The sequence below is a fragment of the Dyadobacter sp. 32 genome (assembly GCF_902506755.1).
Lineage (GTDB): Bacteria > Bacteroidota > Bacteroidia > Cytophagales > Spirosomataceae > Dyadobacter.
The window spans coordinates 4,577,345-4,599,143 of sequence record NZ_LR735258.1; the positions used below are offsets into that span (position 1 = coordinate 4,577,345).

Genomic DNA, 21,799 nt, shown 5'->3' on the forward strand with positions numbered 1-21,799 from the left:
CTGAACCAGATGATACACTTACCGGAATTTGCTCACCGTTTTGTCATAATAAAGTATGCTTTCCGCGATCTCTTTCATATTGTCTTCCGGCTTACTTTCATATTCAATAGACAGAAATCCATTGAATTTTTGTCGGTGTAATTCTTCCAGCATGCCCTTTACATCGGCCACACCCGTGCCCCATACAACTTCTGTTGCCTCCTTTCCCTTTTCTGACTCATCCTTAAAGTGTAGTTCCTGAATCCGGCCATCGAGTTTTTTCAAACTTTCCACAGGATCGAGACCGGAGCGAACCCAGTGCCCGACGTCTGCACAGGCGCCCACACGGGTACTCAATCCCGAAATCGCAGCCAGAAGCGTGTCCGGATTCCAGTAATGTGATGGAGCCGGATGGTTATGAATGGCTACATTGATTTTGAATTCATCACAAAGCGCCGATACTAATTTCAGTTGATCAGGATGTGGTTCAGATACGATATTCTCAATACCCATCGCTTTGGCAAATTCAAACAATTGACGCCACTCCTCATCTGTTTTGGGCGTTATCACACCAAAATCAATCAATTTGACGCCCTGCTCATTGAGGTATTTCAAAACTTTCTGTTGCTTTTCACCATCCATGTCAAAGGTCATATTCCCTTCTATGCCTCCTCCGATCAATTGCCCGGGATAACCACCTATGTATTTGATGCCCAGCTCCTTCGTTTTGGCAACGGCTTCAAAAAAAGTGAATTTCCGAAAGGTATAGGCAATCATAGCCAACTTCCATTTGACGGAACCGGCAGCCGTATCCGCAACGGCGGTCTGTGACTGATCATCCGATTTGGAACCCGAAGAGCAGGAGATCAGGGCATAAACCAGTATTAAACTGCATATCCATGTCAATGATTTTGTATTCATATTCTGAAAAGGGTTGGTAGCTGGTTGAGACCGTAATTTCTTAATAAAGCCATGGTTTCCCGTTTTCTATTCAGACGGCACAATTTAATAGGCTTCACAGGCCATTCATACGGTCATGTGACCCGCGAGGCAGATTGGTCATTTGGAATTTAGATTCCGGGGAACAACACGAAATTTGAGCACCTGCGAAACAACAATTCATACCGACTTCATGATTTGAGCCAAATCGCGGGAATGGATTTCCTTGCTGAGTCGTTATCTTCGTAGTGAAACCAATGCCCAAACGCCATGATTTACCTCGACAACAACGCCACAACCCGCATCGATCCTCGTGTGCTGGAAACGATGATGCCCTATCTGACGGACAACTTCGCCAATGCGGCATCGACACATGCTTTTGGATTGGGGGCAAATGATGCGGTAAAACTGGCCAGGCAGCAGGTTGCAGCGCTGATCGGTGCTGAAATGCATGAGGTTGTGTTTACATCCGGTGCTACGGAAGCAATCAACCTGGCAATTAAAGGTGTAGCAGAAAACTACCAAAATAAAGGGAAACACATCATCACGGTACAGACGGAACACACTGCCGTTCTGGACGTTTGCCAGTATCTTGAAAACAAAGGTTTTGAGATAACCTATCTTCCGGTACAGTCTGACGGTTTACTGGATCTGGAAGTGTTGAAATCTGCGTTGCGGCCTGATACCGTTCTGGTGTCTGTGATGCTGGTCAATAACGAAACAGGGGTGATCCAACCGATCCGGGAAATTGCGGCGCTCACTCATGAAGCCGGAGCACTTTTTATGACCGACGGCACCCAGGCTATCGGAAAACTGCAGGTAGATGTGGATGATCTGGGTATTGACCTCATGCCCTTATCTGCACATAAATTCTATGGCCCAAAAGGCGTGGGCGCGTTGTTTATCCGTCAGCGACGGCCGTGGCGCGTCAAGCTGGAAGCACTTTTGCATGGTGGAGGCCACGAAGGCGGCAAACGCTCCGGAACGCTGAACGTAGCAGGAATTGCAGGCCTGGGCAAAGCGGCCGAACTGGCTCAAAAAGAAATGAAGCTTGATGCCCAACGTGTAGGCGCCATACGCGACTCCCTGGAAAAAGAACTCCTGAAAATAGAAGGAACCCGCATCAACGGAAATCCCGAAAGCCGCCTGTACAACGTAACCAACATCCTTTTCGAATGCTGCGATTCCGACGCACTCATCATGGGCCTCCACGACATCGCCATCTCCAACGGCTCCGCCTGTACCTCCGCATCCATCGAACCTTCCCACGTGCTCATCGCACACGGACTATCAGAAACAGAGGCTTTTTCTTGTTTGCGGTTTAGTTTGGGGCGGTTTAATTCGGTTGAGGAAGTTGTAGCGGTGGTGGGGAAGGTGAGGTTGGTGGTGGAGGGGTTGAGGGCGATGGTGGGGTGAGTGGGAAGCTTGGAAAAAGCTAAACTTTTCTTTTTTGCTTTAATTATTATAGATTACAGGTCAATTGGTGTATATCCAACCAAAGTTAGTACCCTCTATAATATGGATCTGGAATTCCTATTTAAAACACTTTTTACTGCGAAAACAGAAACAGAGGTTGACGAGTTTATTAAATCGCAACCCGACGTTTTTATCCATGGTAACTGGTATCCGCTTGGAGCCATTGCTAGTAATTATGGTGTCGTAGAGAACCAGCAATCCAATCCCATTGCCGCCTTGATTGAGAAGATCACGAATTCAATTGATGCAATTCTTACAAAACGATGCTGGGAACTAGGTATTGATCCTAAGTCAAGCTCTGCCCCAAGAACCATGGAAGCAGCTGTCGAAGCTTTTTTCCCCGACGCTACAAATTGGGATTTGGCAGCACCTCGTCGAAAACAAGCAGAATCCCTTCAGATCATAGCGGACGGGCCTCGTAGAGATACATCTTTAATTATCTATGATGACGGCGAAGGACAGCATCCGGAAAATTTTGAAGACACTTTTTTATCTCTTCTGAGAGGCAATAAAAATGAAATCCATTTTGTACAGGGAAAATACAATATGGGTGGCAGTGGTTCTATCGTTTTTTGTGGTAAAAAAAGATTTCAACTTATTGCTTCTAAACGGTTTGATAAATCCGGCAATTTTGGCTTTACGCTAGTAAGAGAACATCCACTGTCAGACGAGGAAAAGATTACCAAGAAAAACACTTGGTATGAATTTCTAAAATTAGACAATGTTATTCCTTCGTTTCCAATAGATCAGCTTCACCTTGGTTTGAGCAACAGACTTTTTGAGACCGGAACTGTTATCAAATTATTCTCCTATGATCTACCCTCTGGTGTTCGATCTGTTATTTCCCGTGATTTAAATCAAAGCATCAACGAATACCTTTTTAAGCCCGCATTACCGATTCTGACTGTCGATACAAAAGAACGTTATTCGGAAGACAGAGGGTTGGTAAGGGCACTTTTTGGCCTCAAAAGAAGATTAGAGCAAGACGAAAATAAATATGTGCAAGAGTCATTCTCAGAGACTTATCAAGACGATTTATTTGGGAAGAAAGGTGCTGCCAAAATCAGCTGTTATGTTTTTAACAATAAAATTCAAGATAAATCGGTAAAGGAGACAAAAGATAGTATCGGCAACGAGTTTTTCAAAAATAACATGGCTGTGCTTTTTTCAGTGAACGGGCAGGTTCAGGGACATTACACTTCTGAGTTTATAACACGTTCCCTGAAAATGAACCTCTTGAAAAACCACTTGCTTATTCACGTAGATTGTACCTCCATGGATATTGATTTTCGTAAGGAGTTATTCATGGCTTCGAGAGATCGACTAAAAGATGGCAACGAAACACGGGAATTGCGGGATTTTCTAGCCAAAAAGCTAGGATCCAAGGAGGGCAGGTTGTTTGAGATTGACAAAAAAAAGAAGGATAGTCTTTCCGTTGAAGAATCTGACACGAAAGATCTCATTAAATCCTTCACCAAGAATTTACCTTTAAATAGTGACCTTTTGAAGCTATTAGGACAAACGTTCAAACTTGATAATAAAGACGAAAATAAAAAAGTGAATCCACCGAAACCCGGTTCCAAGGATCAAATCAAAACCCGGGAGCCATTTAAACCTGAAAGATTCCCAACATTTTTCAGCGTGAAACTTCCGGAAAAAGATGGGATAAAAGCGATACAACTACCGCAAGGTTCGGAAAAAACGATTCGTTTTGATACGGATGTCGAGAATAGTTATTTTGACAGACTTGATGAGCCAGGAGAGATTCGTGTTGCTTTGATTTCTTATGCATCCAATGAAACGGATGGAGGAACAGAAAAGGGTAACAGGACGGAGATTCAGGAGGTTATGAATGTACATACGTCAAGTCCGCGTGATGGAACAATTCGTCTGGGCCTTAATCCTAAAACGAATACGAAAGTAGGGGATGAGATTCAGATAAAAGTAACTTTAACTGGCCCGGGAAAAGAATTTGAAGAGTTGTTCTGGGCGAAAATTACTGATCCTGAAAAACCGAAAGAAGATGCCCTGAAACCCAAACCGGAGGAGGAACTAATGGGACTCCCGGAATTGGTTTTACTTTACAAAGAGCAGAGGGATGAAAAAAGTATTACCTGGGAGAAGTTTCAGGAAAGCATTGGCGAAGAAATGAATATTAAGCGAGTTATGTTCCCTCAGGCTGCGGGAGACGCTTTGGAAAAAGTTTACATTAACATGGACAGCGCTGTCCTAAAATCATTTCTATCAAAATACAGAAACCCAACTGTCGAACAAATCCAGGTTGCCGAACGCAAATATTACTCATCAGTGTTCTTTCATACCTTGTTTCTTTATACTATTACGAAGAATAGAGGTTATCAATTTGAAAAATTTACAGAAGGCGGAGACGGCAAAACGGAATCAATCGACGTTGGAACGTACCTCATGGACGTTTTCGATAACTATTATACCTCGTTTGTTTTGAATTTTGGTGGGATGGAGGAGATTATGCAGGGAGTTGGGTAATGCTGGTAATGATTGTTACCCAGCAAGCAGTTCAAATTTTTCTTCGAAATAATCTAAGTTCTCTCTTCTATTTTTTTTGTACTGCAACATTTTAAATATTAAGTCAAATAAATCTCTTCTATTTAAAATGAAATCAGAAGGTAACAGTTGCCCAATTGGCACATTGCCATTAAAAACGAACCAAATTAACTTACCAAGCTGGAACACGTCCGAAAGCTTATCAATTACACAGTCATGTACTTTATCAAATGGTGTTCGCTCGCATAGAACTTTATTCATGACTTCAGGCGATAACCATCCATAGGGGCCAATCTTTTCATTTTTATCATCAACCATTGGATTTTGTTTCCAATATGTGCTTAGCCCCAGATCTCCGACTTTCCATACACCGTCAATAAAGAAAATATTATCTGGCTTAATATCACGATGGTAGATATCCATTGAATGAAGTTGATTTATGCCTTTTATAATATCATAACACAAAAGTATTTTTTGGTTAGTCGCCAACTTGCTCTGAGTCAAAAAACTAGTTAGGTCACATTCTCCCTTTTCCATCACGTAATACATAAATTGGTCTGTACCAATACTATATATATCGTCGAAGATAATTTTGATCACATTTTCGAAATCTCTATTTTGAGCCATACGAAGCGCATCAATTTCATTTTGAAACCGAGTGTTACTTTTGATATTATCGCTAGTTCTTGGAAACTTGGAGAATTTGATTGCGTACGGAGTAACACCATCTGGATCAAGTAGCTTAAAAACACAAGAATTTCCGCCCTTGGACCGGGCATATTTTACATTCAATCTATCGATTTGATAGAAACCATTGTCATACTCTAAAATATTCTGTTTTGGATTGTTTGACAACGAAATCAAACCATTTTCATATCTCATTCTATGAAATTTTAAACTGAGTATTAATGAGGGATGGGTCTAGCGTGTAATAAGTGCCAGAATGGATTAGTGCCTCTTGTGAAATCTTATAATATTTTGATAGTGCTTTCTGTATCTTATTTGGTCTTTCTGTTTTGTTTAATAAAAGTTCATTGTAAAACTGCATACGAGCTTCACGGGCTGTCTTTGAATTAGATTGAGATACGCAGTTAAATGCATAATACTGCAATTCTGGTGATTTTTCGTTCGATGGGCTAATATCATATTGTATTTTTCTAAGGAGATCAAAGAAAACCTTATACTCCAAAATTGAAATTTCCAGGTTATCTCCTAAAAACTTAAATAAGGTATAAAAATCGTTACGCTGAACGTACCTCGATCGCTCAATATTTAGTTCACTATTTACTTGTAAAAGAATATCTAATATCAAATTAAACTTTGTTTTTAATTTTAATATTTCCCCGCTTTCTAGCTGAGCATTGTATAATTTTTCAACGTCATTTTTTTTATCTCCTATACCGTAATATAATAATGCTACCAATTCCTCTACGAAATCCCTGTCTATCATCCTATCACTTTGCTTCTCGCTAAAAATACCCAAAGTATTAAAATTTTCGCTAGAAGCCAGCTCTTCTACCAAAGTTAAAACTGACGAACTAAAGTATTTAGCCTTGGTAATTTCTGGTTTGTTGAGTTTCATGCCGGTGTTATTAACCATGACATAAAATTCTCTCATTTCTTCCTCGGTAACGGAACGATCAATGATGACAACAGGAATCTCATATTTTAAAAATACACTGTCGGCTGTCAATATAAATTTGTTCTTCGCAAGATCAGATATCTCGCCGTTTACAAAGGCTAGTATAGCTCGAATTCTTTGCTGCCCATCTGCAACATCAAATCCGGTATCATTTTTTTCATGAAGAAAAAATGTTGGAATGGGCATTCCATTTTGAATTGAGGAAATTAAAATCTTCTGCGATTTCTCAGTCCAGATATTATTTCTTTGATATGGAGGATTAAGATTCAACCTCTTTCCTTTATGGACTTGGAGAATTTTCTTAATAGTCCAGGCTTCGATTTTGAATTTCATAGTAGATCAAATAAAACAAGCGGCACAACCTTCGCCCTCTGCCTCTTCCAAAATATCAATCAGGAAGGGCGAAGTGGCTTTTTGTGCGATACGATTGGTGCGTTTAATGTATTCTTCTTTTATAGCTGTTATTCTTTCAGGACGACTCAATTCTTCCAGAGTCTCTTCCTGGTTCCAGGAATAGCCATCTTTTTCGTAGGCAAGCGCCTTGGCGAAGATCTCTGGATTTTGCTCGTAAAGCCATACCCACTCAATCTTTTGTTGATAAAAACAAAAATAGCATCCTGAGCGGCTGCGTGAATATTGGCTTTTGAGATCTTTAACTGTGAAATCTATTTTTTGATAGTAACCTGGTACCCCAACTCCACTATCCTGCAAGAGTTGAAAAATATCATCGCGAACCAATACTTCGTCATTGAGAACCAACGGAAATTCTTGTTCTGTGGCTAGCGGATATACGGTGCTCTTCAAAAAAGCAAAAACAAGCTGATTAAATAGAATTGTATTTGTTTCAAGTAACAAGTCAAGCTTTTGAGAACGTGTGAATGTATAAGAAATTTCCTGGTTCAAAATATCTTCAAAACGCTCCGTAGATTTACCATAAGGAAGCTGTGCAAAGAAAATACTTAACTGTTGCCTGTTAGAATTAGCCAGCAATTTGGTAATCACATCTTCACTCCAGATATTTTTGCGAAAGGGAAAAATAGATTGGATGTTTGACTTTTTTGAAATATAGCCCTCCCTGTCTTCATCTCCGCGTATACCTACATACGAGACAACGGGATCATCTCCGACAAACTTTTCAAAAGGTTCAAGCTTCAATTTTTTTGTACACCACCTTGATCCCGAAGAAGGTAAAAATCCACCATACATTTCAAGGAAATGGTCAAAAGGATCCAGGTTACTATCTTGTGCAGCCCTTAGACGCAAGATGGATTTTCCTAAGTAAACTTCCAGATTTTCAATGAGTTGATAAGTATCATCTAGCTCCTTCCCGGTATCACAGGTATAATATTCTATATCCAGATGGGGATAATTGTCCTTCATGTAAATAGCCAAGGCAGCACTATCCTTCCCACCCGAAATACCCAAAACGTGCCTTACCTTTTTGCTCATTTTTTCAAAAGTTCATTTAATAAATTAACCAAAGCAGCTATGCTTATCGAATCGTCAGCTGAAAGCTTAGCTCTGACACTCTTCTCAATAGACAAAATATCGGCCGTTTTGGTTTTTGGCAACCTAACCAACTTTTTCTGAAGTCCGTCCACGAAAGTATTTATTTCGAGACTTACAGCGTTTTCGTATTCCTGGTCAATCTCTACTTCTGATAGATTGGTCAGGCTATCCAATTCAAGAATCAGCCTTTTGAACTTATCATAGAGTAATATCTCCTCTTTGTCTGTCAAAACATCCAAAGTCTTGCCAACTACCGCCTGAGCGATTGAGTTTAACCAGGCATTCCTGTCGTCAAGAGCAGAATCCAAACGTTGAATAAACGTCTTTTGATTGGGTAAAAGAAGGTACTTGTGCAGGTTAGCAAACCTTGCTTGTAGCCTATACTTATATTCCTCAAAAGGAATTGTCTTTCCAATATACTCATTGCAAATAAATTCATCAAAACGGTCGATCAGATTGTCATAAGCCGTTCTGATATCGCGAATTGCATTTTCCAGTGCAGCAGTGTATTCTTCGAGACTAACTTTGCTCGAATATAAGTGCTCTAACGAATATCCAAGTGCTATTGGAAAATCTTCAAAAAAGGTCTTCTCGGGATCAACAGACCGGGCAATTGCTGCACGTATTGTCAAAGCCTCTTTACTCAGCCTTTGTGTATTTTTGGAATAAGTCGGAAGCTTCGTATAAAATGATAGAAAAGGCCTGATGGTTTCGATAAATGTCAGATTATCAAATTTCAGTTTTGAGGATTGATTCAAAAGAGTTCGATAGCTATTGAACAAATCAAGTCGGATACCATCTAATGCAAAAGCTTTGATTTCAAACTTTTCGGGAGATTTAGAAATGCGTTCCAGGATATCTCCTGTTAAAACTGGATTGTATCCCTCATCGCTGAACATAGCGAAGTCATTTCTTTTGCTGAATAAAAAGGTCGGCACCCAGAAGTCTATCAGGCCTTGTTTAAGCTTAAACGGCTTTTCAGACAGTCTACTCACCAAGTCAGATACCTTTTTTCGTGATTGCTTGGCTTGCTCAATGAACGACATACACTCGTCCCAAACCATCAAAAAGCTTGAATTTTCATGAATCAGGCGGTCTGACGAACTTTCAGCAGCATGGAAACTTAGACCATTTTCTTTCACCAAAGTGAGGAAGATGGTTTTTTCAGGAGGAAACCGATCATTCGGAAATCCAAAGCCATCTTCTTGCCACTTGCTACCAAGTGCTTGAAAGTAAAGCCTCTTCGCCGAATGAATAGAAGCAGATATTTTATGACGGTTAACAAGTTCGTTTTTAAAGATAGGAGTAGAAGGATATAGCGCTGCACAAATTTCAGACAAACATTTGTTAAACGCCTTTTTACCTGACAATTGCAATCTTACACCATTAAAAATCCAGGTCACTTCATCAGTGAAAAAATTGCTAAATACCTTCCTTTTTAATAGTCTTTGATAATCCTCAATCATTGAGGTGAGCTCTTTAACAGCAACAGCGTCGTGTGCAGTCTGTTCAATAACGTATTCAGCCTTGGAAATTTCAGTCAACAATTCTTTTATATCGGATACTTTGTTAAAGTAGCCGTAAAGTATTGCTTCATTCTGACTAGCCGATTTTTCTTGTATATCTTCGATACTTAGATCATCACTGAAAAGCAGATTGATAAATCCATCTGTTTCTCCATACGGAGTTTTTTCAGTTGGCGAGTCCGAAATGATAAAATCAAAAACCCTCGGGGTTCCCGTCTGGTAGGAATATTTGTTTGCTGTAATGGACGGAAAAGAAAAAGAGGTATTCAGCAACGACGCTATGTCTGAAATAGTATTTATTTTACCACTAGCCTCATTCAAAGCCAATTGGATATCCAAATCGGATCCCTCAAAAAGAATAAATCTTTTATTGGACATCCGGAAAAAAATAACGCCAATCTCTTCGAGTCTCTGAATAATTAACCCCGGTCTTGCTATCCCCAGGCAGGAAATTGCATAATTGGTAAGAAAGTCTTCCCCTAAGTCTGCTCCTCTTGGAACCCAGATAGAAAGAAGCCCAATGGTTTTGACCAGTTTTATGCAAGAATCAACATCCTGAGTAATATTTCTTTCGACCGACTCCAGAGCGGATCGTATGCTAACCCACTTGAAATAATCGTGGTTATTTTTCGACTGTAAATAGGGATAAAAATTATACAGAAGGTAGTCGTAGACATTCGCTAAATTGTAAAACGGGTTTTCCTGGCTGATGGAAACCTTATCTATCGATGTATAGTCTGTTGACTCTAAAAAAGAAAACAGAGATCGCTCATTTTGCCCATAGCGCTGTAAAGAAAGAGCCAAGACGCCGGCAGCAAGAAGATCCAAAGGATATAAGTATATGGCAATTTGCTGGGCACTATTCTTCTCTAACCTAAAAGCCTTGGTCTTAATTGTTAAGTCAACAGTAAGGTCAAGTAAAAGGTCATCGAAACTCTTAGATTTTTCCTTTTCCTTTAAGTGCTCTGCTGCGAGATATAAAAGTTGTTCGACAGGTTCGTTGAATGTAATTTCTCTAAAACGTCCTTTTATCTTACGCCATTCCTGCTGCTGCGAATTAGTCAGGTTTTGAGAATATGCATCAAAGTTTTGGTGAACGCTCGTTATTAGACCAAGATTATGGTCTGAATTGTTAATGAACTCTGTTAACTGTTGAATAAAATAAAGCTCCTTTTCTGGATTGTGCTTTGCCGCATATTCCAGGAATTTACCAAACTCATCAATGATTATGACATAAATTTTATTGGAGCTATCGATGGAATAATATCTTTGAAAAAGCTCAGCAAAAATATTTTCAGACGTCTTTTCCTGAATTCCTAAATCCAATCGTTCTGCGAATACGTCAATAATTGAACGATATTCGCCTACCATGTTTAAAATTTCTACTGTAGCATTGGGAAGGAGACTAATGTCAAAAAAATCTTTGTTCCCCTTTAAGCTATTTTGAAACGCCCATAAAAGCGAAGATTTTCCTGTTCCGTAAGTACCAATAATACTAAATGATCGAAGACCTTTGGCAAAGTCACTCCCTATCTGCCCAACAACACGTATTGCGTTGGGTGTCGGATGATAATTCAGATCTCGATCTGAATCGCGAACGATATTTACCGAGGTGGTATACTTATATGCCTGCATAGTAATTGGAAAGTACGTTATACGGATCCAAATCGGCTTTAAGCTGTAATTCCATCACGCCATCCTGATCACTAAAAACTAATTTATCAAACTTATCCGTCAATTCTTCAATTTTATTTACCAGACCGTCCTGGCTAAGCGCAAAAGTGTTGCCCACCTGATTTTTGTCATTTTCAAGCCTTTGGTAAGATATAGAATTAGAACCCCTGTTTCCGTCTAAAATCGCATACAGTAGAATGTCAGCTGGGAGACTGTCGCGTTCTAAATTTGGCATAATATAGTATTGCCCGTCTTTACGGAAGTTTATCAGATTTAAGTCTGTAAATAATCCTGAAAGTGTTTCATCTTTGTCGTCATTAAGCCTCAAATACATTTTAGCCATAACGTTAAAATCATTTTCTGCCGTGTTTACACCAACATTCAAATTTGGTGTTGAGCTAGCTAATTTTATAACGTACTTAATGAAATCCTCTTTTTGAAAGGCTATTTTATACCGTCTAAATGTGTTGAAAATGAGGTTATAGATTGAGGCATAGTCTTTAACCACCAAATGATAATGTAAAAGCCATAATGTACCTTCATCTTCGAGGTATGGGTCAAAGCCCTCTTGATCATCAAAAATCAAGTGAGCTAGTGGCGTAGGTTGATCGTCATTACCTATGAGATCACAAGCTTTCATCCAATATCGTATCGAGGCAACCATGTTTTTTCCCACGCCAAGATTCACTACTGCATCTTCATCCGAAAACCTTTTATTCAGTAGCAAGTAATCATATCCCTTTTTTAGCCATAAGCCTCTACAATGAAAGGTTTCATGACCGGAAAAAGTATATTTTTTTGTTTGTAGTTCTTGTAGCATCCTAAGTAATTCAATACCAATTCAATTTAAAATGGCAGAATGAAATAAAAATTAAGAACTAAATTACTTAAATTATGTCATTTTTGGTTACGGAGGCTCCTTGAGCCCTTGGTAGGCATTTGATTAATAAGAAGATATATGTTTATTTTTTTGTAAAAAGATCAGAATGACCAAACCCCCTCCTTTCTCCCTTCCTCCCTCCTCCCCAAAAAACCCTCACTCCACCACCCCCACATTATCATCCGGAATTCGATCAATCAACTTGTTATAGGGATCAATCCCCGCCTTCACCGGTTTGCCTTTCACCCGTATCGTCAGCGTTTGAGCCCCGGGTTTCAGTTTGTGTTTTTTGATATACAATGGATTGGTCTGCTTCTGCCCCGCTTTGTTTTCCGATTCGGCTGCAAAAATACCGATATCGATGTAGTCGTTCATGGGCGCGGGGGTTTCCTTGCCGGCACTGTCGGCATATACTTTTTTGCTCGAGAACGAAAGAGTAACAGTATAACTGTCCTTGCCTGCGGGTTTTACAGTTGCCTTTTCAAACTTGTTTTCATACAGGGTGATTTTTTCCCAGGTATCTTTGAGGTAATACTTCAAAGAATCCGGCGTGTGTTTTTGCAGGTAGGCATACAGGTCGTGGCTGCCAGCAAATGGTGGTTCGGGTTTTAGCGCAAACTGATCTCTGAACTCCCGGAGCGCATGGTTGACAGCCGTGTCACCAATGAGGTCACGCAGGCCATACAACACCAGACTTCCTTTGTTGTACCACTGATACGGACGGTTGCAGTTGATAAAGGTGTTCTCTTTCTTGGCTTCGTTGGCTCTTCCCCTAAGATATTTATCCAGTTCATCTTTCAGGAACCGCTTCATATTGTCCTTGCCATATTTCCTTTCGGTGAGGATGAAGATGATCATCTTATTTTTTCGAATTATGGGTCATTTATTCCCTTAACAATTGAGAATGTAGTTCTCAAAGACTCTCCTGAGGAGTTTTATCGAAATCCTTTTCTGGTAGAGGCTATGAAGAATCTCGATATGATTGAAACTCAGAGGGGCGGGATACGAAAGATCTTTAACTATCAAAGAGCACGTTTTTTTCCGATGCCAGATTATAATTTCGAGCAGGGTAAGGTCAAAATTACAATTACAGGCAAGGTTCTAAATGAAGAATTTGCTCGTATTCTCGTACTTAACCCCACACTTTCGTTACAGGATATTATTCTGCTGGATAAGATTCAAAAGAGAAAGAGGGTTGACGATGAGGAGGTCAGGCACCTGAAAAAAATGAAACTTATTGAGGGGCGAAAACCTGATTTTTACTTGTCAAAATCAGCTGTTGTCCCCACGGGAAACCCCGAGCTGAAAGCAGAATATCTGAGAAACAGAGGTTTGAATGATGAATTCTTGAAAAAATATCTGCTGGATTACTTAAAGATGGGCAAGGCCAAAAGAAGTAAGATAGATGATTTTGTCTGGGATAAATTATCAAACCTGCTGGATGAGCGGAGAAAAAAGAACAAGATCAAAAATCTTTTGCAGGACCTGAGAAAAGAAGGGAAGGTTAGATCCCCTGAGTATGGGGTGTGGGAAGTGATTTAGACATCTTTTAGACATCTTTTGTTCTATTTTACTGATTGTCAACGCCATATAATCATTGACAAGTCTCCAAAAAAAGCAGAAGCCATCTAAACAGCTTCTGCTTTTCATTCAAAATCTATAAATACTTACAACACAGCTTCGGCCAAAACCAGCACTTTGTTGTTGAGTACTTCCACGACACCGCCATCTATCACGAGCGTTTGTTTTGCGCCGTTCACATCAATGACTACATTACCACGATCCAGTGCACTTACCAAAGGAGCGTGATTGTTCAGCACCTGAAACTGGCCCTCTGAACCTGGAAGTGTCACCGCATTTGCTTCACCTGCAAATACTTTTTTATCCGGGGTAATTATTTCTAAGTTCATCTTTTGAGCGATTAGCTGTTGGCTTTTAGCTGATAGCTAATCGCTAACAGCCTTTCCAACTATTTCTAACTTATCTGTTTGCAGCTTCTGCAAGCATTTTTTCACCTTTTGCCTGCGCATCTTCAATGGTTCCAACCAGGTTGAAAGCCATTTCAGGAAGGTGGTCATAACTGCCGTCCATGATCAGGTTGAAGCCTTTGATGGTATCGTTGATATCAACCAATGTTCCTTTTAGACCTGTGAACTGCTCAGCAACAAAGAAAGGTTGTGACAAGAAACGCTCAACACGACGTGCGCGTGAAACAATCAGCTTATCTTCATCAGAAAGTTCTTCCATACCTAGGATCGCAATGATATCCTGCAATTCTTTGTAACGCTGAAGAATATTTTTTACACGCTGTGCGCAATCGTAGTGAGGTGCACCCAGTGTTTCTGCATTCAAAATCCGTGAAGCTGAATCGAGTGGATCCACCGCAGGATAGATACCTTTTTCAGAAACTTTACGGCTCAATACCGTAGTAGCATCCAAGTGGGTAAATGTCGTAGCAGGTGCCGGATCCGTTAAGTCATCCGCAGGTACGTAAACCGCCTGTACAGAAGTAATGGATCCCCGTTTTGTAGAGGTGATACGCTCCTGCATCTGACCCATTTCAGTTGCCAGTGTTGGCTGGTAACCTACCGCCGATGGCATACGACCCAAAAGAGCCGATACCTCAGAACCTGCCTGGGTGAAACGGAAAATATTATCAATAAAGAAAAGAATATCTCGACCTTGTCCTTCGCCATCTCCATCGCGGAAATACTCAGCAACAGTCAACCCGGAAAGTGCAACACGTGCACGTGCGCCAGGAGGCTCGTTCATTTGTCCGAACACGAAAGTCGCCTGTGAGTCTTTCAAAGTTTCATAATCCACTTTGGAGATATCCCATCCGCCTTCTTCCATGCTGTGTTTGAAAGCATCACCATATTTAATGATACCTGCTTCGATCATCTCACGCATCAAGTCATTTCCTTCTCGTGTACGCTCTCCAACACCTGCAAACACGGAAAGACCCGCATATGCTTTCGCGATGTTGTTGATCAGCTCCTGGATCAATACCGTTTTACCTACACCGGCACCACCAAACAAACCAATTTTCCCCCCTTTTACATAAGGAGCAAGAAGGTCAATTACTTTGATACCTGTAAAAAGCACTTCAGTAGCCGTGGCCAGATCCTCAAACTTAGGCGCTGAACGGTGGATAGAGATACCATTGGTAGATGAATCGATAGGCGTAAGGCCATCGATAGCCTCACCGATTACGTTAAATAACCGGCCTTTGATCCCTTCACCCGTAGGCATTTTGATTGGCGACCCAAGTGGGGTTACCGTCATACCGCGTTGCATACCTTCGGTACTGTCCATCGCGATGGTACGAACTCTGTCTTCACCCAAGTGTTGTTGACACTCAAGAATTACCCTTTGACCGTTTGCTTTGATGACCTCCAACGCATCCAGAATAGCAGGGATGTGTCCGGCGTCTTCAAACGATACGTCTACTACGGGTCCAATTACCTGCGTAATTTTGCCTAAGTTTGTCGCGTTTGCCATTATATGATTTTGATTATCTTCAATGAGGTTATTTTCAGAGTGCAAAAGTATGAGATAATTTAGTTAGTACCAATAGCATAGTGATTGATTTATTGGATATTTTTTAGAAAATCACCGTTTTTTTGTTTAAAATGTGTGGAGATTATTAGAAATGCTATTTTTGGAGAAGTAATTGGAACTTTTCGGCTTGAATTGAGAAGCCTAAAACAAGCTTAGCCTCACCTGGATACATTTGACAGGCCACGAAATTTACTTAAATTTGGTACCAACCAATCCAATTTCCATTGTGAAATCCGAGCTTTTAGAACGAATTACCTTTAATCCAAATCAGTGTGGTGGTAAACCTTGTGTGCGAAATTTACGGATAAGGGTAACTGATGTTATAGAATTGTTGGCAAACGGACTCACGCCCGAACGGATCTTAACAGAAGAATTGCCCGACCTGGATCTGGAAGACATCACCGCTTGTTTGGTATATGCGGCTGTTAAACTCAACCATCCTGTCCTTCGGGCTGCCTGATGATTATTTTGGATGACCATGAAATATTTTCATTTGCTCGTTCCAAAAATGCAGTTGTCATCACCAAAGATGATGATTTCGTATCCCTCCTGATCCGAAAGGGAAGCCCTCCAAAGGTAATTTGGCTGACTTGCGGAAATACATCGACAGATAGACTAAAAGATGTTTTTAGGTCAAACCTGAGTCAGGCTTTGGAATTGCTGCGATCAACTGATTTAGTCGAAATAACGGGCCAATAATTCTCCATAGATTATATAAAGAATTAGCCTGTTCCCACGTTGCTAAATGTTACAACCCCTTTAAACAAAAAATATGAAGGAACTTTTTTTCTGGAAAGTCTGGTCCAGATCAGAGCGTTATATGGCTCTGGGTGCATTTTTGGTTTTGTTCATCTCCCTCCTGTTTTTTGGAATAAAAATGATAGATCCTCTTTCCAATGTGATCAGGTGGGATGTTTTGAGTGAACTTTCCAGCGTTAACACCGTGGTGGATGTGCTGCGTATTGATCAATGGCAATATGGAGTTGCCGTTCCTTCACAGCTGGTTTCCGAGCATTTTGTGGCGTCTACCATGGAAACAGACTTCCTGTCCCTCCGGGTTTTCTGGGTGCTGGTACTTTTGGGGTTTTCTGTTGTGCTGGGATCGCTGACCACATTATCCCGCTTCTGGTATCTGGCCGCGATGATGGGCGTTATTTTATTAATGGCTTCTGCACGGCCTGAAACGCTGGGTCTTTTCGGGGAAGGGAATCGTTTGCTGTTCATGATCATTGTGGTTTTGATCGGCGGATTGAGCTATTACTTCCATGCCTTTCGCCCTGATCTTGGCATAGTGGTACGCATTGGCGGAATGCTTGGTGTACTTGCACTGGTCGCATTATTGGTCATATTCCTTTCACCGTTGAAGTTTGCCGGCTTAACAGCGGCATCGTATTCCGAGCCCATTTGGATGATCCTTACCATCGTCTTTTTGCTGATGATCGCCACAGAGATCATGGCCGGGCTGGTATGGCTCAGCACAAGCGGGCATGCAGGGAAGGGGAAATCCGGGCTAACGCAATTTTTGGTCGTGAGCATATTGTATTTGCTTTGTTTGCTGCTGACTTTTTTGAGAAATACGAAACAGATCGATTGGGATATGACCTTGATCAGCCCGGTGTATCTGGCACTGATATCCGGGCTTTTAGGAATATGGGGATTCAGGAGAAGAGCTGATTCCACAGGCAGTTTGTTGCCGTTCCGATCTACGGCGTTTTGGTTATACATCGGGTTATTTATTATTTCAGCCGCTTTTACCGGCTATGCAGCCAGTACGGCCAATGATTCTTTGCTGGAGGTTTTGGAGGATGTGGTGGTAAACAGCCAGCTCGCCATGGGTCTTTTATTCCTTTTCTATGTGTTGGTTAATTTTTATCAGCCTATCAAACAAGGCCTTGCGGTGCACAAAGTACTGTACAAGCCTCTTCGTTTCGGACTTACGCAAACACGTATTTTCGGATTTGTGGGTGTAATCGTGTTATTCTCCATTCAAAGAATTTACCCGGTGTACCAGGGAATTGCAGGGTATTTCAATGGATTGGGCGATGTGTATGCCAACAATGGGGAATATCCGCTGGCCGAGCAGTATTACAAAATGGCGCTTCAGCAGGATTTTCAGAACCACAAGGCCAATTACGCGCTTGCGTCTCTGGCTTTGAAACTTGGAGATAACACAGCGGCCGCTTACTATTTCCGCCAGGCGTTGGTTAAAAATCCTTCGACCTACGCCTATGCGGGCCTGACGGGCGTTTTAATGCAGGAAAGTCTTTTTTTTGATGCGGTATACAGTTTAAAGGAAGGTATCGGTAAATTCCCCCAAAGCGGTGAGCTGCTCAACAACCTGGGCATGTTATATGCCAGAACGAACGTAACAGACTCCGCCTATTACTATCTGGAAAAGTCAGGTCATTTCACCAAAAGGGAGGAGATACCGGCTACCAATTTGCTCGCCATTCTTGCAAAAGGCACGGATGCTGCTTTACTCGACTCCCTGGCTTCAAATAGTAAAGAGCACTCGTATCTTTCCTGGCAGGCCAACTGGCTTGCCATTCAGAATCTTCGGCAAAAGTTTGGTAAACTTTCTTTTGATGCCGCCGCTATTCCAAAAGACTCGCTGCTGAGCGTTTCAGGATTTGCGTACGTTTCTAATTATGCACTCAATCAGGCTAAAGAGGACAGCCTGCCCGCTGCGTTTTTACCAAAACTTGCCGCTAAAAATCCTTCACTCTCGGTTAACCTGGAATTAGCTGCGCTTTATCCACAGTTTTACAGCGGAGATAAATTAAAGGCCTTGGAAAAAATGACCGCCTGGGCGAAGGAAGGCGGAGAAAAGGGCCCCCTGTACAATAAGATCCTGGGCCATTGGCTTCTGCAGCTTGGGCTTTATGATCGGGCTATTGAGCAACTGTCCACTGTAGAAGGATCGGAGGGAATCATCGGTCAGGCGATTGCCAATGCGCTGTCCGACAAAGGAATAATTACAACAGTACTTTTGGACAAGCTCCAGGAAAAGGAAAAAGATCCGGCCATTGATCAGTTGAAAACCACCTTGTTCTCCGGAGCCAAACCAAGGTCGGATATGGATTCGCTACTGGCGGTGGCCACAAAATCACCTTCTGACCGAAATTATACCGCAGCGATCAGGTCGAATCCGTTTAATGAGCAGATTGTATCAGCCGCATCTGCCTATTACCGGCAGCAAAAGCAAACGAATAAGGCTTATAAAATTGTTCTGGATGCGATGCGGTTCAATGACACATCGGCCCTGATCTGGGAACAATATACGTATCTGAGCCTGGAGCAGGGGCTGCTGGACCAGGCCAGCGAAGGGGAGGCGCAGGTAAAGGAATTCGGGACTTCTGCCGGTTATCAGCAATTTGTAAGCCGCTATCAGCCCATGCGCGCTCTCATCGAAAAACAACGGGCAGAGTTTCAATGATTTTTTAGCTTTGGTTATCCGCTATGTCACCAACGCTGGGCAGGCTCAGGTACAAATACCTAATCAATCTGAAAGATGTCGTTAAGCTGGCAGTCATCCCTCGCAGGAAATGAGTACAGGATATTCCGGGGTAAATTAATTGCCGGGATCCTTAAAATCAGCTTTTGGAAGGGCGATGCTTACGGAGAATTGAATGGTCACATGCTTCGGTTCATGCCAAAAGGATTCTGGCGCAATAGCACACAGATTTTGGATATTGAGGGAGTCAGAGCACTGGGAACCATCACTTATAACCATTGGAATAGTACCGCGGAGATCATCTATGAAGGTACAAGCTATCTGTTTCGATACAAATCCTGGTGGAAGCAACAGTGGCATGTTACCAACAACGAGGCCGTGGTGGACTATAAACGTACCGGGTTTTGGAAAAGCGAAGGCACCATTGAAAATGAAGAACTATCACCAGCACTGGTTTTAGCAGGCCTTTTTGTTCATTGCCATTTCGCCAGGTTGGCTGCCGCAGCAGCCTGACCCTTAGCGGCAAAACCGATTGATATTCATTTTATAGCTATACAGTCATGAAAATTATTGAAACCACCGATATTTCCAAGCGTTATGTGATGGGAATGGAAGTCATTGAGGCACTTAAATCCGTCACAATTTCGGTAAACAGAGGGGAGTATGTTGCTTTCATGGGGCCGTCTGGATCGGGAAAATCTACTTTGATGAATATTGTAGGTTGCCTGGATACACCCACCAGCGGACGCTACATCCTGAATAATAAGGATGTAAGTGACATGACAGAAAATGAACTTGCTGAAATTCGGAATAAGGAAATCGGGTTTGTGTTTCAGACATTTAACCTTTTGCCGCGGATGTCTTCCTTGGACAACGTAGCACTTCCCCTTATTTATGCCGGGCTCAACAAAGCCGACCGAACCGAAAAGGCCATGCTTTCATTGAAAAATGTGGGGCTTGAAAACCGGGCGGGCCACAAACCCAACGAGTTGTCGGGTGGGCAGCGTCAGCGTGTTGCTATTGCCCGGGCGCTTGTCAACGATCCGAGTATTCTTTTGGCCGATGAGCCAACCGGTAACCTGGATTCCAAAACTTCTTACGAGATCATGGATTTGTTCGATCAGCTTTATAGCAAAGGAAACACCATCGTAATGGTTACACACGAAGAGGACATTGCCCAGTATGCACACCGCATCATCCGATTGCGGGATGGGTTGGTCGAGTCAGACACCATTAATCCGAACCCTAAAAAAGTGAGTGCGTTGGTATAGCCGTCAGAAATAAGTTTTAATTTTACTAACTTTCGAAAAAATAGATAAAATGAAAGGAATCAGCTATTTAACAGATGAAGGGGGGCATAAAAAGGCTGTAGTAATTGATTTGGACTTATTAAGGGATCGTGACAACTTACAGGAAATTATAGAAGACCTTGAAGATGCGATTTCGATTGAGCTTCGTAAGGACGAACCGTCGTTCGATTGGACCGAAGTTCGTGAGGCATTGGTCAACAAGGACTGAGGATATGTACAAAATACGTATCAAAAAATCGGCACTGAAAGAGCTTAACAACATACAAAAGGTTTTCAGAATTAAAATCATAGGGAAAATTGAAGAGTTGTCAATTGATCCCAGACCTGCCGGCGTCCGTAAATTAGAAAATGTGGAGAATAGTTACAGGATTCGTGTTGGCGATTTCAGGGTCATATACCACATAGAAGATTCGGTATTGCTGGTGGATATTGTAAAAGTCGCCCATAGAAAAGAAGTTTACCGAAACAAATAGGATCGTTACCTTTGCAAATGCAAACGGCACAACGATAAGTCATATCACTCGAGGCAAATCCGAATGAATTACCACATCGTTGTAATTTATTCGGATTATTTTTGGTTAATACCTTTATGAAAATTGATTTTAAAGACATCATTATATTTGAAGACGAAGATTTTCTTCTTGTGAACAAGCCCCCGCACCTGGCCACGCTGGATGAGCGTACGCTGGACAGGGGGGGCAGTGTGCTCCGATTGGCAAAGGAATACAATTCCGAACTTCAGGCAGCACACCGGCTCGATAAGGAAACATCTGGTGTACTGGCATTTGCCAAAAACCCAGCAGCCTATCGCCATTTGGCCATGCAGTTTGAGCACAGGGAAGTAACCAAGCGTTATCATGCCGTAGCCAACGGAATTCATAACCTGGATAGCATTTCGGTGTATTTGCCTATTCTCGCTCTGAAGAATGGAACGGCCGTAAAGATCGACCGTGCCGAGGGTAAAGTAGCTGAGACAATTTTTAATACATTGAAAGTCTACCGGGGTTATACCTTAATCGAGTGCATTCCCATTACGGGGCGTATGCATCAGATCCGGATTCACCTCTCCTGCCTTAAAGCACCCATCGTTTGTGATCCGCAATATGGCGGGGAACCCATTTTTCTTTCCAGCCTGAAACGCAAGTTTAATCTGAAGAAGGAAACCGAAGAGCAACCGCTCATCCAGCGTGTGGCACTTCACGCCCGCTCGCTATCGTTTGCGCTGATGAACGGAGAACCGGTAAGAGTGGAGGCGCCTTATCCCAAAGATTTTGCGGTGCTGGTGAAGCAACTGGATAAATTTGGCGTATAGGCCCGGAGCGGGCT

Annotated in this window: 20 protein-coding genes; 11 read left to right on the forward strand and 9 right to left on the reverse strand. The window is 41.9% G+C overall.

Translation table 11 applies throughout. From position 1 onward, the window contains the following. Positions 1-18: 18 nt before the first annotated feature. The gene (locus DYADSP32_RS18615) at positions 19-900 is read right to left on the reverse strand and encodes a sugar phosphate isomerase/epimerase family protein (protein WP_149241342.1); all 882 of its coding nucleotides are present in this window, start codon (positions 898-900) and stop codon (positions 19-21) included. A gap of 288 nt (positions 901-1,188) precedes the next feature. On the opposite strand from DYADSP32_RS18615, the gene DYADSP32_RS18620 reads away from it, so the two are divergent. Together DYADSP32_RS18620 and DYADSP32_RS18625 are read left to right on the forward strand one after the other, a co-directional pair. Then, positions 1,189-2,334: a cysteine desulfurase family protein gene (locus tag DYADSP32_RS18620; protein ID WP_149241341.1), complete on the forward strand. Its 1,146-nt coding sequence runs from the start codon at positions 1,189-1,191 to the stop codon at positions 2,332-2,334. A 102-nt stretch (positions 2,335-2,436) separates the two neighbouring features. Beyond that, on the forward strand, positions 2,437-4,899 hold the full coding sequence (locus DYADSP32_RS18625) for a hypothetical protein (protein WP_414617892.1): 2,463 nt from the start codon (positions 2,437-2,439) through the stop codon (positions 4,897-4,899). A gap of 15 nt (positions 4,900-4,914) precedes the next feature. On the opposite strand, the gene DYADSP32_RS18630 is transcribed toward DYADSP32_RS18625, so the two are convergent. The 6 genes from DYADSP32_RS18630 to DYADSP32_RS18655 all read right to left on the reverse strand — a co-directional run bounded on the left by DYADSP32_RS18630 (position 4,915) and on the right by DYADSP32_RS18655 (position 13,006). After that, positions 4,915-5,799: a protein kinase family protein gene (locus DYADSP32_RS18630; RefSeq protein WP_149241340.1), complete on the reverse strand. Its 885-nt coding sequence runs from the start codon at positions 5,797-5,799 to the stop codon at positions 4,915-4,917. A gap of 1 nt (position 5,800) precedes the next feature. Beyond that, entirely contained in the window at positions 5,801-6,892 is a 1,092-nt protein-coding gene (locus DYADSP32_RS18635) for a DUF262 domain-containing protein (RefSeq protein ID WP_149241339.1), read from the reverse strand. A gap of 6 nt (positions 6,893-6,898) precedes the next feature. Beyond that, positions 6,899-7,939 carry a phosphoadenosine phosphosulfate reductase gene (locus DYADSP32_RS18640; RefSeq protein ID WP_414617893.1) on the reverse strand — a complete coding sequence of 347 codons (1,041 nt, stop codon included), beginning with the start codon at positions 7,937-7,939 and terminating at the stop codon, positions 6,899-6,901. Between the two features lie 65 nt (positions 7,940-8,004). Beyond that, the gene (locus DYADSP32_RS18645; protein WP_149241337.1) at positions 8,005-11,229 is read right to left on the reverse strand and encodes a hypothetical protein; all 3,225 of its coding nucleotides are present in this window, start codon (positions 11,227-11,229) and stop codon (positions 8,005-8,007) included. Next, positions 11,216-12,088, reverse strand: a complete 873-nt coding sequence (locus DYADSP32_RS18650; protein WP_149241336.1) for a DUF4007 family protein — start codon at positions 12,086-12,088, stop codon at positions 11,216-11,218. Before DYADSP32_RS18650 ends, DYADSP32_RS18645 begins: the two co-directional genes overlap by 14 nt. 216 nt (positions 12,089-12,304) lie before the next feature. Further along, the gene (locus DYADSP32_RS18655; protein ID WP_414618189.1) at positions 12,305-13,006 is read right to left on the reverse strand and encodes a hypothetical protein; all 702 of its coding nucleotides are present in this window, start codon (positions 13,004-13,006) and stop codon (positions 12,305-12,307) included. Between the two features lie 39 nt (positions 13,007-13,045). Here DYADSP32_RS18655 and DYADSP32_RS18660 point away from each other — a divergent pair, with 39 nt between their 5' ends. Continuing rightward, positions 13,046-13,690: an ATP-binding protein gene (locus tag DYADSP32_RS18660; RefSeq protein WP_414618173.1), complete on the forward strand. Its 645-nt coding sequence runs from the start codon at positions 13,046-13,048 to the stop codon at positions 13,688-13,690. A 125-nt stretch (positions 13,691-13,815) separates the two neighbouring features. Here DYADSP32_RS18660 and atpC read toward each other — a convergent pair whose 3' ends face one another. Both atpC and atpD read right to left on the reverse strand, forming a co-directional pair. After that, on the reverse strand, positions 13,816-14,058 hold the full coding sequence (gene atpC, locus DYADSP32_RS18665; RefSeq protein WP_149241333.1) for an ATP synthase F1 subunit epsilon: 243 nt from the start codon (positions 14,056-14,058) through the stop codon (positions 13,816-13,818). 70 nt (positions 14,059-14,128) lie between these two features. Further along, positions 14,129-15,649, reverse strand: a complete 1,521-nt coding sequence (gene atpD / locus DYADSP32_RS18670) for a F0F1 ATP synthase subunit beta (protein WP_149241332.1) — start codon at positions 15,647-15,649, stop codon at positions 14,129-14,131. 286 nt (positions 15,650-15,935) lie between these two features. On the opposite strand from atpD, the gene DYADSP32_RS18675 reads away from it, so the two are divergent. The 8 genes from DYADSP32_RS18675 (at position 15,936) to DYADSP32_RS18710 (ending at position 21,785) form a co-directional block, all read left to right on the forward strand. Continuing rightward, positions 15,936-16,169 (forward strand): DUF433 domain-containing protein, encoded by a 234-nt coding sequence (locus DYADSP32_RS18675; RefSeq protein WP_149241331.1) that lies wholly within the window; start codon positions 15,936-15,938, stop codon positions 16,167-16,169. After that, positions 16,169-16,408: a DUF5615 family PIN-like protein gene (locus DYADSP32_RS18680; protein WP_149241330.1), complete on the forward strand. Its 240-nt coding sequence runs from the start codon at positions 16,169-16,171 to the stop codon at positions 16,406-16,408. Before DYADSP32_RS18675 ends, DYADSP32_RS18680 begins: the two co-directional genes overlap by 1 nt. A 73-nt stretch (positions 16,409-16,481) precedes the next feature. Continuing rightward, positions 16,482-19,145, forward strand: a complete 2,664-nt coding sequence (locus DYADSP32_RS18685) for a tetratricopeptide repeat protein (protein WP_414617894.1) — start codon at positions 16,482-16,484, stop codon at positions 19,143-19,145. 75 nt (positions 19,146-19,220) lie between these two features. Then, positions 19,221-19,676: a hypothetical protein gene (locus tag DYADSP32_RS18690; protein WP_149241329.1), complete on the forward strand. Its 456-nt coding sequence runs from the start codon at positions 19,221-19,223 to the stop codon at positions 19,674-19,676. 47 nt (positions 19,677-19,723) lie between these two features. Beyond that, positions 19,724-20,434 (forward strand): ABC transporter ATP-binding protein, encoded by a 711-nt coding sequence (locus tag DYADSP32_RS18695; protein WP_149241328.1) that lies wholly within the window; start codon positions 19,724-19,726, stop codon positions 20,432-20,434. Between the two features lie 49 nt (positions 20,435-20,483). Next, complete coding sequence (locus tag DYADSP32_RS18700; RefSeq protein WP_149241327.1) at positions 20,484-20,681, forward strand: hypothetical protein; 198 nt, start codon at positions 20,484-20,486, stop codon at positions 20,679-20,681. A gap of 4 nt (positions 20,682-20,685) precedes the next feature. Further along, positions 20,686-20,946: a type II toxin-antitoxin system RelE family toxin gene (locus DYADSP32_RS18705; protein ID WP_149241326.1), complete on the forward strand. Its 261-nt coding sequence runs from the start codon at positions 20,686-20,688 to the stop codon at positions 20,944-20,946. Between the two features lie 116 nt (positions 20,947-21,062). Next, positions 21,063-21,785, forward strand: a complete 723-nt coding sequence (locus tag DYADSP32_RS18710) for an RluA family pseudouridine synthase (RefSeq protein ID WP_149241325.1) — start codon at positions 21,063-21,065, stop codon at positions 21,783-21,785. The last annotated feature ends 14 nt before the right edge of the window (positions 21,786-21,799 follow it).

What these genes read in the sequence shown, in the direction of transcription:
- DYADSP32_RS18655 (WP_414618189.1), bottom strand. Translation starts at nt 13,006, where the DNA reads ATGATCATCTTCATCCTCACCGAAAGGAAATATGGCAAGGACAATATG.
- DYADSP32_RS18705 (WP_149241326.1), top strand. Translation starts at nt 20,686, where the DNA reads ATGTACAAAATACGTATCAAAAAATCGGCACTGAAAGAGCTTAACAAC.
- DYADSP32_RS18615 (WP_149241342.1), bottom strand. Translation starts at nt 900, where the DNA reads ATGAATACAAAATCATTGACATGGATATGCAGTTTAATACTGGTTTAT.
- DYADSP32_RS18690 (WP_149241329.1), top strand. Translation starts at nt 19,221, where the DNA reads ATGTCGTTAAGCTGGCAGTCATCCCTCGCAGGAAATGAGTACAGGATA.
- DYADSP32_RS18625 (WP_414617892.1), top strand. Translation starts at nt 2,437, where the DNA reads ATGGATCTGGAATTCCTATTTAAAACACTTTTTACTGCGAAAACAGAA.
- DYADSP32_RS18700 (WP_149241327.1), top strand. Translation starts at nt 20,484, where the DNA reads ATGAAAGGAATCAGCTATTTAACAGATGAAGGGGGGCATAAAAAGGCT.
- DYADSP32_RS18650 (WP_149241336.1), bottom strand. Translation starts at nt 12,088, where the DNA reads ATGCTACAAGAACTACAAACAAAAAAATATACTTTTTCCGGTCATGAA.
- atpD (WP_149241332.1), bottom strand. Translation starts at nt 15,649, where the DNA reads ATGGCAAACGCGACAAACTTAGGCAAAATTACGCAGGTAATTGGACCC.
- atpC (WP_149241333.1), bottom strand. Translation starts at nt 14,058, where the DNA reads ATGAACTTAGAAATAATTACCCCGGATAAAAAAGTATTTGCAGGTGAA.
- DYADSP32_RS18640 (WP_414617893.1), bottom strand. Translation starts at nt 7,939, where the DNA reads ATGAAGGACAATTATCCCCATCTGGATATAGAATATTATACCTGTGAT.
- DYADSP32_RS18620 (WP_149241341.1), top strand. Translation starts at nt 1,189, where the DNA reads ATGATTTACCTCGACAACAACGCCACAACCCGCATCGATCCTCGTGTG.
- DYADSP32_RS18710 (WP_149241325.1), top strand. Translation starts at nt 21,063, where the DNA reads ATGAAAATTGATTTTAAAGACATCATTATATTTGAAGACGAAGATTTT.
- DYADSP32_RS18630 (WP_149241340.1), bottom strand. Translation starts at nt 5,799, where the DNA reads ATGAGATATGAAAATGGTTTGATTTCGTTGTCAAACAATCCAAAACAG.
- DYADSP32_RS18685 (WP_414617894.1), top strand. Translation starts at nt 16,482, where the DNA reads ATGAAGGAACTTTTTTTCTGGAAAGTCTGGTCCAGATCAGAGCGTTAT.
- DYADSP32_RS18695 (WP_149241328.1), top strand. Translation starts at nt 19,724, where the DNA reads ATGAAAATTATTGAAACCACCGATATTTCCAAGCGTTATGTGATGGGA.
- DYADSP32_RS18635 (WP_149241339.1), bottom strand. Translation starts at nt 6,892, where the DNA reads ATGAAATTCAAAATCGAAGCCTGGACTATTAAGAAAATTCTCCAAGTC.
- DYADSP32_RS18680 (WP_149241330.1), top strand. Translation starts at nt 16,169, where the DNA reads ATGATTATTTTGGATGACCATGAAATATTTTCATTTGCTCGTTCCAAA.
- DYADSP32_RS18645 (WP_149241337.1), bottom strand. Translation starts at nt 11,229, where the DNA reads ATGCAGGCATATAAGTATACCACCTCGGTAAATATCGTTCGCGATTCA.